We start from the raw sequence: 14001 nt of genomic DNA on the forward strand, positions 1-14001 counted from the left end.
CTGTATGCGCCGCGTGAGCACCGAAGGTAGCAGCGCAATCACGGACACGTCCTGGGAATGCGCAAACCCGAGCCCTGTAACGCTTCGGCCCCCTGCTGAAGAACAGGAACGCCCGATACACTCGAAGCTCCCGGGTCCGATCGGCAGGACCGTCGGCCCCGGGCCGCTCCGGAACCGACAGAGTGTGAGGGGACGCGACCTCCGATGGGATGGCGAGACCGTTTCGGGCTCCGCAAGGCCAACCGCAAGAGCAAGGCCCGGTTCGACCGGGACTCGGAGGACGCCGACATGAAGGCCCTCATGGAGTTCGCCGAGTCCCGTGTGGGGGTGGAGTTCTTCGTCGAGCCGGAGACCTTCGCGACCCAGACGACGGCGGTCGCGGTGGCCACCGACGGTGAGTGGACCCGGCGCCGGTGCGGCTCCCCGGAGTCGATCCGCAAGCTCGCCAAGAAACTCGCCCTGCCCGCCTACGACGTGCAGATCGTCGGTTACCCGCAGCGGATGCGCGACTGGAACGCCCGCAACAAGGGTGACCGCTCCCTCTGAACCGGGTGTTTCCGACCACCCCGAAATACCGCGCGCAGGCACGGAAAGGCTGCTTCGCCCGCCGTTTGGGTCATTGATGACGACTCCTTGCCGCGACTTCCCGTCCCAACGGGTTCCCTAACCGCCTCGGTTCGTCGCATACTCACCTCGGAGGGGGGACTCTGATGAAGCAGGATCTCACGGCTTTGTGCTGCGAGTGCGGCACGATTCGCGGGGTGAGCGATTACCAGAGTGTCGGCGAGGCACAATCGGCCTACGGGTTGGCCCGCTGTGTCGTCCGGCGCAAGTGCCGGACCTGCGGATACCGCACCTACCATGCCTATCTCCGCGTCGACGAGGAACGCGACGAGTTGGAGGACGCCCTCAGGCTGGACGGTGCGCTCGCCGCCGAGGCCTTGGACGAAGAGGTGGATCAGCTACGCCTGTGCGGGGTGGAGATCGGGCACGCGCCCGTCCCCGCGATCTGGGACGGGCAGTCCGTGGGCATGGTGACCCAGCGCCTGACCGACCACACCTACTCGATCGTGCTCGATCCCGAGGCCTCGGTGGTCTCGCGGCTCAAGCTCATCGACATGATGTGGAACGAGCTGCTCGTGGGCGAGAACGAGGACCGCTGGTTCATCCAGGAATCGGAGGACGACTCCCCCGGTTACGCCGTCCGCCTCTTCGGTTACCGCAGCCGCGGCTGAGCACCCTCCTCGAACTTCGGAGCGTCCGAGCGTTCCGGGACGCGCGGGGACCGACGGACCTGGCCCGCCGGTCCCGGCGCGTTCGTCTGTGCACGGCCCCGGCTGCCGAGCGGGCTCCTGGTGCGCACGGGCCGGGGGCGGGTTCAGCCGATCGCCGCGGCCGCGGGTTCGGCGGAGGCCACGGCCAGCCGGCGCAGCGCGGACCGGGCCACCTCGGGATCGCTGGTGCCCCAGTACGGCGGGAGCGAGGCCCTCAGGAAACCGCCGTAACGGGCCTTGGCCAGGCGGGGATCGAGCACGGCGATCACACCCCGGTCCTCGGTGGTGCGCAACAGGCGCCCTGTGCCCTGGGCCAGCAGCAGCGCGGCGTGGGTGGCGGCCACCGAGAGGAAACCGTTGCCGCCGTGGGCGCTGACCGAGCGCTGGCGGGCCGAGGCGAGCGGGTCGTCGGGGCGCGGGAAGGGGATGCGGTCCACGATCACCAGGGACAGGGACGGCCCCGGCACGTCGACCCCCTGCCACAGCGACAGGGTGCCGAACAGGCAGGAGCGCTCCTCCTCGGCGAAGCGGCTCACGAGCCGTCCGGTGGAGTCCTCGCCCTGGCACAGGATCGGGTGGTCCAGTCGTTCGCGCAGCTCCTCGGTGGCCTGCTGGGCGGCGCGCATCGAGGAGAACAGGCACAGCGCCCGTCCGTCGGCGGCCTCGACGAGTTCGGCGATCTCGTCGAGGTAGGCGGGGTCGAGCCCCTCGCGGCCCGGCTGGGGCAAGTGGGTGGCGACATAGAGGATGCCGCGGCGTGCGTGCTCGAACGGGGAACCCACGTCCAGAGCACGCCATCGGGGTTCGCCCTCGGCGCGGTGGGGACCGTCCTCGTCCTCGCCCACGCCCTCGGTGCCCGTGCTGGGAACGGGATCGAGGCCGCGGGCGCCGCGGGCGGCGGCCTCCTCGGTGACCTCGCGGCCCAGCCCCCACTGCCCGGCCAGGGCACGGAAGTCACCGCCCAGGGTGAGGGTGGCCGAGGTCAACACGACCGTCCGGTCACCGAAGAGTTTGTCGCGCAGCAAGCCGCCGATGCTGAGCGGGGCGACGTTGAGCGAGGGCGGACGGGAGGGCGCCTTGGTGAGCCAGACGACCTCGGTGCGCTCACGCAGCGCCTTGTCGTAGGTCTGCAGAACCGAGACGGCTGCGTCGTGGACCTCGTTGAGGGCGGCCAGGGCCATACGGCGGTCACCGGCGGTATCGGGGTCCAGGTCGCCGGGTGAGGGGCCGATGGCGGTCACACACGTGGAGGCGGCGTCACGGATGGCGGCCACCGCACCGGCCAGCCCGTCGTCGATCTGGTCCAGGCGCCCGTCGGCAACCTCGGTGAACATCATCGCCAGACCTTCGGCGCACTCGGTGAGGCGCTCGCTGATCCCGGCCTCGACCAGGCGGGAAGCGCGTTTGGCGGCGGCGTTGACGGTGCGTTCGGTGAGGGTCTCGGTGGCCACGGAGGTGGCGCGGTCGACCAGTTCGTGGGCCTCGTCGATGATGATCGTGTCGTGCTCGGGCAGGAGATGGAAATCCTGCTGCATGTCGATGGAGAGCATCGCGTGGTTGGTGACGACGACGTCGACACCGCCGGCCGCCTCGCGGGCGAACTCGGCGAAGCACTCCTGGCCGAAGGGGCACACCCGGGCGCCCATGCACTCGTTGCCGCCCACCGAGACCTGGCGCCAGGCGAGGTCGCTCACTCCGGGATCGAGCTCGTCGCGGTCGCCGGTGACGGTCTCCTCGGCCCACTCGTGCAGGCGCGTGACCTGGCGGCCCAGGGAAGACAGCTGCCGGGGGTCGAAGAGCTCGGTGTCCTCACCCTCCTCGTCGGCGTTCTGGAGCCGGTTGCGGCACAGGTAGTTGCGGCGTCCCTTGAGGACCGCGAACGTGGGTTCGCGCGGCAGCATCGGTGCCAGGGTCTCGGCCAGGCGCGGAAGGTCGCGGTCGATGAGCTGGTTCTGCAGCGCGATGGTCGCGGTGGAGATGACGACCGTGGTCTCGGAAGCCATGGCGTGCCGGATGGCAGGCACGAGATAGGCCAATGACTTACCGGTGCCTGTGCCGGCCTGCACCACGAGGTGTTCGCGTCGGTCGACCGCTTCGGAGGCGGCGAGGGCCATGGCCGCCTGGCCCTCGCGGTGGGTGCCGCCCAGGGCGTCGACGGCCGCTTCGAGCATGGAGGAAACGTCCGGGAGATCTGCCACGGGACGACATTACCGTTCCGCGGTGACAGGAACGGGCGTTGTCCACAGGCCTCCGCCGGAGGAGGCGGGACGGGGGTCCTCGCACACGGGCGGGGGCCGGCCCCGGCTTCCGGGACCGGCCGCGTGGGCGAACGGGACAGCCGTGTGTGCGGGCCCCTCCGCGGTGTGGACGGGTTCCTCCGGGCCCGGAGCGCGGTCAGGCCTGTTCCGTGACCAGCTTCTCCAAGGCGTCCAGCGACTGCTTCAAGCCGGACTCCATACCGGAGGCGATCATGCCGTCACGGTCCTCCACGCTCTGGAACACCGTCACGGAGGTGTAGAGGGTCCGGTCCTCCCTCTCCTCCAGGGTGTAGGTGTCCATGGACACGTGCCCGGGCATCCCCTCGAACTCGAAGGTCTGCACGAGGCGTTCCGGGGCGACGATGTCGTGGAAAACACCGTGGAACCCGTACTCGGCGCCGTCGGGGCTGCTCTCCACGTACCGCCAGCGCCCGCCGGGGCGGGCATCGGCGACCTCGACGCGGGTGTCGGTCTCGTCCAGTCCCCACCAGCGGGCGATGGAGTCCGCGTCGGTCATGGCCGCGAAGACCACGTCGCGGGGCGCGTCGAACGTGCGTGTGATGACGATGTCCTGGCGTCCGGGTTCGGCGACGACCTTCAGATCACTCATGGCTCTGTTCTCCCTCGGTACCGTTCTGGATCCTCAGCAGTTCCTCGTCCAGGCGGGTGAAGCGGCCCTCCCACTGCTGCCGGTAACGGCCGAGCCAGTCGGAGACCTCCTCCAGCGGAGCGCTCTCGAGCGTGCAGGGACGCCATTGTGCGGCGCGTCCGCGAATGACGAGCCCGGCGCGTTCCAGGACCTTGAGGTGTTTGGAGACCGCCTGGAGGCTCATGGCGAACGGCTCCGCCAGCTCGTTGACGGTGGCCTCACCCTCCGCCAACCGGGCGAGGATCGCGCGGCGGGTCGGGTCCGCGAGTGCGGCGAAAGTGAGACTGAGCGGGTCGGTCGCCATCAGCGAATTCAACCTTTCCGTTGTTCAACCTCTAAGTTGATTAGATACCCATGGGTGGCCCGGGGTCAAGGGCTGGGAACGAGTCCGGGTGACTTTTGCCGGGGAGCGGAACCGTGCGGACCCTCCGGTGTCGAGACCGGTTCAGCCCTCGTCCGCCTCCCCGACCGTGCTCGGGTCGCTCATCGAGGCCTCCACCCCGGCGCCGTCGAGGTCGTCCAGTTCCGCGGTCAGCAGGGAGCGGGCGGCCTGGCTGAGCCCGGAGACCCGCTCGAGCTCGACCGTCACCGACGTGACCCGGGCGTCGTCCACGGCCTCCGCCAATCGGGAGACCACCTGTTCGGCGGCGAGGAAGTCGATGTCACCGCGCAGGTGCACGTCCAGGGTGCCCCCGGCGCGCGTCATGCTGTGCACGGGCGAGGGCGGCTCGGAGGGGATCCGGAGCATGTGCAGGTCGTAGTTCTCCGAAAGCCGTTCCAGGGCCGCCACCCCGCGCACGCTGTTGCCCGCGTGGTCCAGCGGCGGGCTGAACACACCCACACCGAAAGCGCCCGGGGCCGCCGCGAGGATGCCCCCGCTCACCCCGCTCTTCGCCGGGATCCCGACCCTCAGGGCCCACTCCCCCGCACGGTCGTACATGCCGCAGCTCGTCATGACCGAGAGGGTGTGACGAGCGGTACGGCGCGAGACCACCCGCTCCCCCGTCACCGGGTTGACGCCGCCCGAGGCCAGGGTCGAGGCCATGACCGCGAGGTCGACCACCGTGACGTTCAACGCGCACTGCCTGAAATAGTCCAGGACGGCCTCCTCGACCGAACCCTCCAGCACTCCCCCGGCCATGCTCAGGTGTCCCAGAGCCCGGTTGCGGTGCCCAGTCTCGGCCTCGGAGCGGTAGGAGTCCTCGTCCATGGACAGGTGACGGCCGGCGAAGGAGGAGAGCACGGCACGGATGCGCTCGAAGCGGCTGCGCGACTCCTCGCCACGGATCAGAGAGGTCGTCACGATCGCGCCCGCGTTGATCATCGGATTCTCGGGACGGCCCTGTTCGTCGAGGCTGATCGCGTTGAACGGCTCCCCGCTGGGCTCCGCGCCCACATGGGTGTGCACGTCGTCGAGCCCGCGCTCCTCGAGCGCCATCGCGTAGACGAAGGGCTTGGAGATGGACTGAACGGTGAAGGCCGCCTCGTCCTCACCCGCGGAGTAGCAACGGCCGTGCGCGCTGACCGCGGCGAGGCCGAAGGCGTTCGGATCGGCCTCGGCGAGTTCGGGGATGAAGCCGGAGACCCGCCCCTCACGCCTGGGTGCGACCTCCGCGCAGATGCGCTCCAGCACCGTCACGACGGGGTTGGTCTCCTCGGTCCCTCGCGGGTCTTTGCCGTACGCGCCGTCAACCATGCCGCCAGTGTAGGAACGCGTGGGGCTCAGGAGGCTTCCCGAGGCAGATGGCGCGCCAGGAGCGCGGAGACGTCGCCGGCGGGCCGGACGGGTCTTGCCGGCCGGCACCGGGCGCGGGAGCGGGCCCGGTGTGCGGGAAAGGCGGGCCGAGAAGGGGCACGAGCCCTTCTCCCGGGAAGACTGGCCGGAGACGGGGAACACGAGGACACGAGCACGGAGGTGATCCGGATGTCTCATGGATTCGAGGTCGGCGACCACGTGATGTGGAACTCGGAAGCGGGCCACGTCTCCGGCACGATCACGAAGGTGCACACCGAGGACTTCGAGTACAAGGGCCACACCCGGCGGGCTTCCCCGGACGATCCGCAGTACGAGATCAAGAGCGACAAGACCGACCACGTCGCGGCCCACAAGGGATCCACGTTGCGTCTGGCCGACGACGACCGATGAGCCCCCGGTTCTTCACGGTCGGGCACTCGAACCACACATCGGCCGAGTTCACGGCTCTGCTCAGCGCGCACGGGATCGAACTGGTCGTGGACGTACGCCGGCTCCCGGGGTCGGCCCGGTACCCGCAGTTCGACGAGGAGAGGCTCTCCTCGGCCCTCGCCGAGGCGGGGATCGGGTTCCGGCGTGCGCAAGGTCTGACCGGACGCCGCCCGGCTTCCGAGAACGTACCGCCCGAGGTGAACGGGTGGTGGAAGAACCGGAGTTTCCACAACTACGCCGACCACGCGCTCTCCGAGGAATTCCGCTGTGCCTTGGAAGATGTGCGCACCTGGGGGCGTCAGTACCGCACCACCGTCATGTGTTCGGAGGCCGTGTGGTGGAAATGCCATCGACGGATCATCGCCGACCACCTCCTCGCCCGCGGCGAGAAGGTGGTCCATCTCCTCGGCCGCCGACGGACCGAGGAGGCAAGCTTGACTTCCGGCGCCGTCATCGGCGGCGCCGGAGACGTCACCTACCCCGCCGCGCAACGGCACCCCCGGGATCGACTCGGAGTGAGAGAAACATGAGACCGATCCGGAACGGACGACGGCAACGGGCTCTTCAGCTCACCACGGCCCTCGTCCTGGCTCTCGCTCGGGCCGAGTGGAAATGCCGGCGTGTGTCTCGCCAATATCTGCCTGCGCACGCCCCGTTGCAGAACGGGAGCACGGAAGCAATCATCGTCCTCGGTTTTCCCAGCACCCCCGATGACCAGGTCAGCGTGGTACAGCGCTACCGCACCCGCGTCGCGGTGCGCTCGCGTGGCCGGAAGGCCGGCCGGAGCGTACTGCTGTTCACGGGGCGCAGCCGGGGGCGCGGGCGGAGCAGACGTTCCGAGGCCGCGGTCATGGCCGAGTACGCGATCCACGAACTCGGGATCGACCCAGCGGATGTGGTGCTGGAGGAAGAGGCCGAGAGCACCTGGGAGAACATCCAGAACACGATCCCGCTGATCGAGGGGTTCCCCGTGGTCAAGGTCGCCTCGAACACCTTCCATGCGCGCAAGGGCCGCCGTTACCTGTACGAGCAGGCACCGCACCTGGCCGCACGCCTGCGGCCGGCAGCGGACCATCGGATCGGGGAACTGCTGCACCCCAAGCCCTTCCTGGCCCTGTCGGTCCTGCTGCGCCGGTGAGAAGCTCGGGGCCGAGCGGGTCCATTCCCCGAAAAGAACAAAGACCCTGCGAAGGGGCCGCCAGGCCCCGAGCAGGGCCCAGCCCCGGAAGGGACCAGCGACGGTCCGACCACACCCGCCACAGCGTGCGCGAGCACAAGCGAGCGCACACCGGGGGGCACGGGGGGTCGTCCCCCCGAAAAGAACAAAGACCCTGCGAAGAGGCCGCCAGGCCCCGAGCAGGGTCTTTCCAGTGGAGCTATGGGGATTCGAACCCCAGACCTCCTCCATGCCATGGAGGCGCGCTACCAGCTGCGCCATAGCCCCGTGTCGGGTTCGCCGGAAGGCGATGTCTCAACTCTACCGGATCGGAGGGGGTGGATCGAACGGGTTGGTCGGTTGCCGTGCCAGGGGTAGGAAGGAGAGCATGGACGATCCCGTGGACAGACTCCTCCGTTGGGAGGAGCACGGCGGTACTTGGCGGGCCATCACGCACGGACCGGACGGGGTGACGGTGGAACTGTGCACCTGCACGGGCGGCGAGGCCGTCGACCGGTGGACCAGCGACGATCCGGACCTGGTCGCGCTGGTCAGTGCTCCTCCGCCGCTTCCTTGAGTGCGGTGAGCCGGCCCTCCCAGCCCCGACCGAGCCGTTCGAGGTCCCGGCCGAGCGCGCTGAGCCGTTCCCCCACCGCCACGTGCACGACCTCGCGCCCGCGCCGGCACGAGACCACGAGCCCGGCCCCTGCCAGGATTTCCAGGTGTTTGACGATGGCCTGGCGGCTGACCGGGAGTTCACGCGCCAGGACGGAGGCGGAGGCGGGTTCCTGTCCCAGACGCACCAGGACGTTCCAGCGCGTGCCGTCGGCGAGCGCGGCGAATGCGGTGGTGGGAGTGTTCACTGCTTCCCCCGGAGCCGTTCTGCGAGCGTGGTGAGGCCGCCTTCCCATCCGAGGCGTTCCATGGTGACGTCGTCGGCGGAGACCAGGCCGGTGTGCTCGACGGCCACGAGGCTGCCCGTTCCGGATGCGCGCACGGTCACACGGACCAGGGGCGCGTCGTCGTCGGGTTCGACGTCGGGTTCGCGTGCCAGGCGGAACGCGAACTCGGACGGAGCGGCCACCCGCTCGACCGTGCCCAGATGGATACCGTGCTCCACCCACTCCAGGCGCATCGGCGCGCCCTGCACCAGGGCGTAGGCCGCCCCACCGAACGCGTACCAGGAGGCGAGATCGGTGACCACGTCCCAGGCGCGCTCGGGCCCGACCGGGACGTGGACGGCGCATCTGATCCGGACCGGATCGGTGTGGGCGCGGGCGGTCGCGAGCTCCTCGCTCCATCCCTGGGCCTGCTGCTCGCGTAGTCGGCGGTCGGCGCCCAGGGCCTGCAGCCCGCTCTCGACGACGGTGAGCCGGACCCCTCCGGGGCGTTCCTCGAGGTGGAACTCCACCAGTGTGGCGGGGGCGTCCGCACCGGTTCCGCGGCACCAACGGAAGACTGCGCGGGTGTGCGGTTCGAGGGCGACCCGTTCGATGCGGAAGGACCCTTGGACGGGGTCCGTGACGAGGTGGACGCCGTTGCCGATCTCCTCGACGTCGTGCGCGATGATCTCACCATCGTTGACGAACCAGCCGGGGCGGGTGAGGAGCTCCCACACGCGCTCGGGCGGGGCGTCGATGTCCACGTGGCGTTCGACACTGTCCATACCCACCTCCTGTGCAACCCCACGATTGCACTTGGATGACAGAAAATGCAACCTTGAAGTTGCACTTGATGTCATTGCGAGCACGGAGCACCCCATGATCCGCGAGGCCACCGCCGAGGACGTCGAAAACGCCGCCGACGCCCTCACCGCCGCTTTCATCGACTACCCGTTCACCCGCCACACCATCGCCGGCGACGACCACGAAGTACGGCTGCGCGAGTTCCAGCGCCTCTTCCTCGCCGAGATCGGTCTTCCGCACGGACGTGTGTGGGTCAGTGACGGCCTGGAGGCGGTCGCGGTGTGGTCGATCCCCGACGGCGGCGCCGGCCCGGCCTTGGAACGCCTGCTGTCGCGCATGGTCAAGCTCGCCGGCGACCGTGCCCACGCGCACGCATCGGCCGAGGCCGCCATGGAACCGCACCGGCCGCAGGAGCCCGCGTGGTTCCTGGGCACCGTCGGCGTGCGGCCCTCGGCGCAGGGCCGGGGTCTGGGACGTGCGGTGATCGAGCCCGGTCTGGCCGCCGCGGACGCCGAAGGGGTCCCCGCGTTCCTGGAGACCTCGACCGAGGCCAACGTGAAGGTGTACGAGGCGCTCGGGTTCGAGACCACCGCCGAGTACGAACTTCCCGACGGCGGCCCGCGCACGTGGGCCATGCTCCGCAGGCCCACCCCGCTGAAGGGTTGATTCCCGCGCCGACCGGATTATCCTCACCTCATGTGGACCGACGCCGTCCTTGCCTTCCTCGCGTGGTGCGGAACAGCCGGAGCCTGGCTCTTCGTCCTGGTCTTCCTGGCCGACGGGGCCACACGTGCGGGCTATGACCAGGTGCGCCAACCGGTCAGCGCCCTTGCCCTGGGCCCCCGTGGCCGGGTACAGACCGCGAACTTCCTCGTGTGCGGCCTCCTGATCACCGCGGGGGCCTTCGCTCTCACCCCACTGCTGCTCACCGCGGCGGTCGGAGTTTTCGGTCTCGCCCTGGTGGCATCGGGCCTGTTCCCCATGGACCCGATGCGGGGCTACCCGCCGGGCACTCCCGAGGGCGACCTTCCGGAGCCGAGCCGTTCCCACGTCCTGCACGACAAGGCCGGTGCGGTCGTCTTCATGTCACTGCCCGTCGCGGCGCTCGTCGCGTCCCTGACGTCGGAGGCCCCCCTCTGGGGGTGGTACTCGGCGGTGACCTGTGCGGCCACCGCCGTGGGCGCCGGAGCGTTCGGGCACGCGTGGGAGAAGGACTCCCCACGTGCCGGTCTCCTGCAGCGTGCCACGATCGTGGCCGGCTGGGCCTGGCTCGGCCTGGCCTTCGCCGGCTCCAGGATCTGACCTCCACTCGGCCCCGACCTGCCCCTGGAACGCCCCTGCGGGCGGTGGTAGCTTGGCGCGAGCGTCGCGTGCCGGTGGCAGACCGTGTCAGGCATGGAGGCGCCGAATCACGAAGGAGCACGGCGATGAACACGCCGTTCCCTTCGCCCTTGCGTGGCTGAGGGCGACCAGACCAGGCTGATCGCCTGGGGGAACGAGATGCGCACGGTGCACGAGCGCCTGCGCGAAGCATTACGGGTCACCCGGGACGCCCTGCGCGAGGGCCGGTCCGGTGAATCCGCCACCCGCGACCTCCTGTTGTTCTGCCACGGGTTCTGCACCGCGCTCGACGGACACCACCAGAGCGAGGACCGCACTCTGTTCCCCGCGATCGCGGCCGCGTACCCGGAACTGCGTGGGACTCTGCGGCAGCTGGAACAGGACCACTCGATGATCTCCCACCTGCTCACCGGGTTGCAGGCCTCGGTGGACAGATCCGCCCCGCCGGACGAACTCGAACGACACCTCGAGGGGATCTCGGCGGTCATGGAGAGCCACTTCCGTTACGAGGAACGTCGGCTGCTGACGGTCCTCGGGACACTCACGCTGGACCGGGATCCCCGCGAGGCCCTGGGCCCGCTGTGACCTCTCGGATCGAGGCCCTTGCCTCAGGCCTCGAGCCCGAAGTACGTGCACGCCGTCGGTTCTTGCGCACTGCGCAGCGCAGGGTTCTCCGGCCATGGGGCCACACCGCGGGGCCGGGGCGACGGAACGACCAGAGCAACCACGCGGAACGTGCGCGAGCGAGCGCACACCGGGGGCACGGGGGGTCATCCCCCCGAAAAGCACAAAGACCCTGCGAAGGGGCCGCCAGGCCCCGAGCAGGGCCCTTCCGGGGGCCCGGGGGGNGGTGGAGCTATGGGGATTCGAACCCCAGACCTCCTCCATGCCATGGAGGCGCGCTACCAACTGCGCCATAGCCCCTTGTGTGCCGGGCGGTTTCCCCGCTCGGCCTGGTTCTACTGTACCGGATATTGGGGGTGCCTTGGCCAGCTGTTCACGTGTGAGGTGGCGCTCCCTGCCGGTGAAGACCGGGGGGTGCACCCCTCGATCCGACCAGGAGTGACCCCCGCCACATGACCCCCGGGTAACATCCGCCGCGGGGCCGGCCGGCGCGAACGGCTCCGCACCCTGCCGACGGACGTGTCCCTCGGGCACACGTCCGCGGCGCCCCGACACCTGTGAGGATGCCGTGAGCCACTTCGCCCAGTACCAGGACGGTGTGTACGCCGACGCCACCGAGGGCCGGTTGCCGAGCCTGCCCTACCACCACGAGCAGTTGCGGGACCTGGCCGCCGGGCGTATGGAACCGGGCCCGTTCGGTTACGTGGAGGGCAGCGCGGGGCGCGAGCGCACCGCCGACGCGAACGTGGACGCCTTCGCCCGCTACGCCCTGCGCCCGCGCAGCCTGCGGCCCGGCGCGGAGCACTCCGGGGACCTGGGGGTGAGGCTGTTCGGGCGTCGGTACCCGAGCCCGCTGTTGACCGCCCCGATCGGTGTGTTGGAGCAGGTGCACGAGGGGTCCGAGCTCGCGGTGGCCCGGGGTGCGAACCCGGTCGGGGTCCCGATGGTGCTGTCCACTGCGTCCTCCACCCCGATCGAGGAGGTCGCGGAGGCCGCTGACGAGTGGTGGTACCAGCTGTACTGGCCCAGCGACGACGAACTCGCGGAGTCCTTCGTGCGCCGGGCCACGGCGGCGGGGGCGAGCGTGATCGTGGTCACCTGCGACACCAAGCGGCTCGGGTGGCGTCCGCGGGACCTCTCGCTGGGGCATCTGCCGTTCCTGCGCAGCCAGGGGACGGCCAACTACTTCTCGGATCCCGAGTTCCGGTCGCGGCTCAAGGCCGACCCGGAGCCGGGCGGGGTGTTCACCGAAGCGGTCTTCCACTTCCTAGGCGCTTTCGCCTCCAAGGATCTGAGTACCGAGAACATCGCGCGGATCCGGCGGTGGACCGACCTTCCGGTACTGGTCAAGGGTGTGGTGCGCGGTGACGAGGCGGCCGACCTGGCCGATGCCGGTGTGGACGGGATCGTGGTGAGCAACCACGGCGGGCGCCAGATCGACAACGCGGTGGCGGCGTTGGACGCCCTCCCGGAAGTGGTGGAGGCGGTCGGCGACCGGGCCGCGGTGCTGTTCGATTCGGGTGTGCGCTCGGGCGCGGACGTCGCGGTGGCGATGGCGCTGGGCGCGCAGGCGGTTCTGCTGGGCCGTCCGTGGGTGTACGGGCTCGCGGTGGAGGGCGCTGCCGGGGTGGAGCACGTGCTGCGAGCCACCCTGGCCGAGCTGCAGATCACCGCCGAGCTCATGGGCAAGGACGTCGCCGATCTGGACGCCTCCGACGTCACGCGAGGGCCCTGACCGGGTTCGCGGACCAGGGGTTCACGGCCTCCGCACCACACGCTCGCGCGCCTTCAACAGGGCGCCCGCGGCGCTGAGGGCACTGTCGCGGACCCGGGCGTACCGTCGTGCCGTGGCCACCCCGTTGACCAGACGGGAGGCCCGCACCACGCGGCCGGACGGCCGGCGCCGGACACGGTCGTAGCGGGCCAGGGCCCGTTCGACCGTGGGTTGCCCGGTGAGCGCCGTGGCCAGGGCCGCGGCGTCGCGCAGGGCCTCACAAGCACCACGGCCGAGGTTGGGGGCCATGGCGTGGGCGGCGTCCCCGATGAGGACGTGTTTGCCGCGCGCGTACGAGCTCAGGGGAGGCAGGTCGTACAGTCGGCGCCGGTCCACGCCGTGGTCGGGCAACAGATCCAGGACATGGCCTACGCCGGGATGCCAGTCGGCGAAGAGTGTCCGCACGGTTGCGGCGTGCCCGAGGTCCTCGTGGCCGTGCAGGAGTTCGGTGCGCACGGCCGCGAACCAGTTGGTCCTCTCGGCGTCGAGCGGGGTGGCCCCGAAGAGTTTGCCGCTCCCCCAGGTCTCGGTGACGGTCTCCATGGGCCCGGGCACACTGCCCCGGAAGGCGACCGTGCCCAAGGGACGGGGTTCGGGGACTTCCGGGAAGACAGCACCGCGCACGAGGCTGTGGAGGCCGTCGGCCCCGACCACGACGTCGAAGCCGTGTCCCTGGACATCTGCCCGTGCCACCGGCTCGCCCCAGCGCAGGCGGTCGGCCGGCACACCGTCGACGAGCACGTCCAAGAGCGCGGAGCGGGAGACGAGGTGGGCCGGCTCGACGGTCGCTCGGGCCATGACCGTTCCGTCGGCCCGGGCCACACTCATGCCGGAGCGTTCCTCGGCGTCGGCCCTGACCTGGTCACCCAGGCCGAGGTGATCGAGTGCGGCCATGGCCGGAGGCCACATACCCAACGCCCCGCCGGTGTCGGGCGGGCCGTCGGAGCGTTCGCGGACCTGCACGTCCCAACCACCGCGCAGCAGACCCCGGGCGACCGCGAGTCCGGCGATGCCCCCTCCGACGACCAGTGCGTTCCCGTTCATGGCTCCAAGTT

At 70.3% G+C, this 14001-nt stretch carries 17 protein-coding genes and 2 tRNA genes; 10 read left to right on the plus strand and 9 right to left on the minus strand.

Translation table 11 applies throughout. From position 1 onward, the window contains the following. Nucleotides 1-204: 204 nt before the first annotated feature. Both D473_RS0115925 and D473_RS0115930 read left to right on the plus strand, forming a co-directional pair. Nucleotides 205-546 (plus strand): hypothetical protein, encoded by a 342-nt coding sequence (locus D473_RS0115925; protein WP_017610055.1) that lies wholly within the window; start codon nt 205-207, stop codon nt 544-546. Between the two features lie 164 nt (nt 547-710). Further along, nucleotides 711-1235 (plus strand): DUF6315 family protein, encoded by a 525-nt coding sequence (locus tag D473_RS0115930; RefSeq protein ID WP_017610056.1) that lies wholly within the window; start codon nt 711-713, stop codon nt 1233-1235. Nucleotides 1236-1378: 143 nt separating this feature from the next. Here D473_RS0115930 and D473_RS0115935 read toward each other — a convergent pair whose 3' ends face one another. The 4 genes from D473_RS0115935 to glsA form a co-directional block, all read right to left on the minus strand. Further along, the gene (locus tag D473_RS0115935) at nt 1379-3472 is read right to left on the minus strand and encodes an ATP-dependent DNA helicase (RefSeq protein WP_026127014.1); all 2094 of its coding nucleotides are present in this window, start codon (nt 3470-3472) and stop codon (nt 1379-1381) included. 196 nt (nt 3473-3668) lie between these two features. Next, nucleotides 3669-4142, minus strand: a complete 474-nt coding sequence (locus D473_RS0115940; RefSeq protein WP_017610058.1) for an SRPBCC family protein — start codon at nt 4140-4142, stop codon at nt 3669-3671. Beyond that, the gene (locus tag D473_RS0115945) at nt 4135-4485 is read right to left on the minus strand and encodes an ArsR/SmtB family transcription factor (protein WP_017610059.1); all 351 of its coding nucleotides are present in this window, start codon (nt 4483-4485) and stop codon (nt 4135-4137) included. The genes D473_RS0115940 and D473_RS0115945 overlap by 8 nt, the downstream gene beginning before the upstream one ends. Nucleotides 4486-4626: 141 nt before the next feature. Then, nucleotides 4627-5877, minus strand: a complete 1251-nt coding sequence (gene glsA / locus D473_RS0115950) for a glutaminase A (RefSeq protein ID WP_017610060.1) — start codon at nt 5875-5877, stop codon at nt 4627-4629. Nucleotides 5878-6105: 228 nt separating this feature from the next. Between glsA and D473_RS0115955 the strand changes: the two genes are divergently transcribed. The 3 genes from D473_RS0115955 to D473_RS0115965 all read left to right on the plus strand — a co-directional run bounded on the left by D473_RS0115955 (nt 6106) and on the right by D473_RS0115965 (nt 7504). Beyond that, on the plus strand, nt 6106-6327 hold the full coding sequence (locus tag D473_RS0115955; protein ID WP_026127015.1) for a hypervirulence associated TUDOR domain-containing protein: 222 nt from the start codon (nt 6106-6108) through the stop codon (nt 6325-6327). Further along, nucleotides 6324-6896 carry a DUF488 domain-containing protein gene (locus D473_RS0115960; protein ID WP_017610062.1) on the plus strand — a complete coding sequence of 191 codons (573 nt, stop codon included), beginning with the start codon at nt 6324-6326 and terminating at the stop codon, nt 6894-6896. The genes D473_RS0115955 and D473_RS0115960 overlap by 4 nt, the downstream gene beginning before the upstream one ends. Before the next feature lie 92 nt (nt 6897-6988). After that, on the plus strand, nt 6989-7504 hold the full coding sequence (locus D473_RS0115965) for a YdcF family protein (RefSeq protein ID WP_241474805.1): 516 nt from the start codon (nt 6989-6991) through the stop codon (nt 7502-7504). A 233-nt stretch (nt 7505-7737) separates the two neighbouring features. Here D473_RS0115965 and D473_RS0115970 read toward each other — a convergent pair. After that, nucleotides 7738-7810, minus strand: a tRNA-Ala gene (locus D473_RS0115970). 100 nt (nt 7811-7910) lie between these two features. Here D473_RS0115970 and D473_RS0115975 point away from each other — a divergent pair. After that, on the plus strand, nt 7911-8099 hold the full coding sequence (locus D473_RS0115975; RefSeq protein WP_017610064.1) for a hypothetical protein: 189 nt from the start codon (nt 7911-7913) through the stop codon (nt 8097-8099). On the opposite strand, the gene D473_RS0115980 is transcribed toward D473_RS0115975, so the two are convergent. After that, on the minus strand, nt 8074-8385 hold the full coding sequence (locus D473_RS0115980; RefSeq protein WP_017610065.1) for an ArsR/SmtB family transcription factor: 312 nt from the start codon (nt 8383-8385) through the stop codon (nt 8074-8076). The two genes, D473_RS0115975 and D473_RS0115980, sit on opposite strands and share 26 nt — an antisense overlap. Further along, nucleotides 8382-9188 carry an SRPBCC domain-containing protein gene (locus D473_RS0115985; protein ID WP_017610066.1) on the minus strand — a complete coding sequence of 269 codons (807 nt, stop codon included), beginning with the start codon at nt 9186-9188 and terminating at the stop codon, nt 8382-8384. The genes D473_RS0115980 and D473_RS0115985 overlap by 4 nt, the downstream gene beginning before the upstream one ends. 94 nt (nt 9189-9282) lie before the next feature. On the opposite strand from D473_RS0115985, the gene D473_RS0115990 reads away from it, so the two are divergent. The 3 genes from D473_RS0115990 (at nt 9283) to D473_RS0116000 (ending at nt 11133) form a co-directional block, all read left to right on the plus strand. Continuing rightward, nucleotides 9283-9873 carry a GNAT family N-acetyltransferase gene (locus D473_RS0115990; RefSeq protein ID WP_017610067.1) on the plus strand — a complete coding sequence of 197 codons (591 nt, stop codon included), beginning with the start codon at nt 9283-9285 and terminating at the stop codon, nt 9871-9873. A gap of 30 nt (nt 9874-9903) precedes the next feature. Beyond that, complete coding sequence (locus D473_RS0115995) at nt 9904-10509, plus strand: DUF998 domain-containing protein (RefSeq protein WP_017610068.1); 606 nt, start codon at nt 9904-9906, stop codon at nt 10507-10509. A 153-nt stretch (nt 10510-10662) separates the two neighbouring features. Beyond that, entirely contained in the window at nt 10663-11133 is a 471-nt protein-coding gene (locus tag D473_RS0116000; protein ID WP_017610069.1) for a hemerythrin domain-containing protein, read from the plus strand. 266 nt (nt 11134-11399) lie between these two features. On the opposite strand, the gene D473_RS0116005 is transcribed toward D473_RS0116000, so the two are convergent. Next, a tRNA-Ala gene (locus tag D473_RS0116005) sits at nt 11400-11472 on the minus strand. 268 nt (nt 11473-11740) lie between these two features. Here D473_RS0116005 and D473_RS0116010 point away from each other — a divergent pair. Next, nucleotides 11741-12907 (plus strand): alpha-hydroxy-acid oxidizing protein, encoded by a 1167-nt coding sequence (locus D473_RS0116010; RefSeq protein WP_017610070.1) that lies wholly within the window; start codon nt 11741-11743, stop codon nt 12905-12907. Between the two features lie 21 nt (nt 12908-12928). Here D473_RS0116010 and D473_RS0116015 read toward each other — a convergent pair whose 3' ends face one another. Further along, on the minus strand, nt 12929-13990 hold the full coding sequence (locus tag D473_RS0116015; protein WP_017610071.1) for an FAD-dependent monooxygenase: 1062 nt from the start codon (nt 13988-13990) through the stop codon (nt 12929-12931). Nucleotides 13991-14001: the final 11 nt, after the last annotated feature.

Source organism: Nocardiopsis xinjiangensis YIM 90004 (assembly GCF_000341145.1).
Classification (GTDB): domain Bacteria; phylum Actinomycetota; class Actinomycetes; order Streptosporangiales; family Streptosporangiaceae; genus Nocardiopsis; species Nocardiopsis xinjiangensis.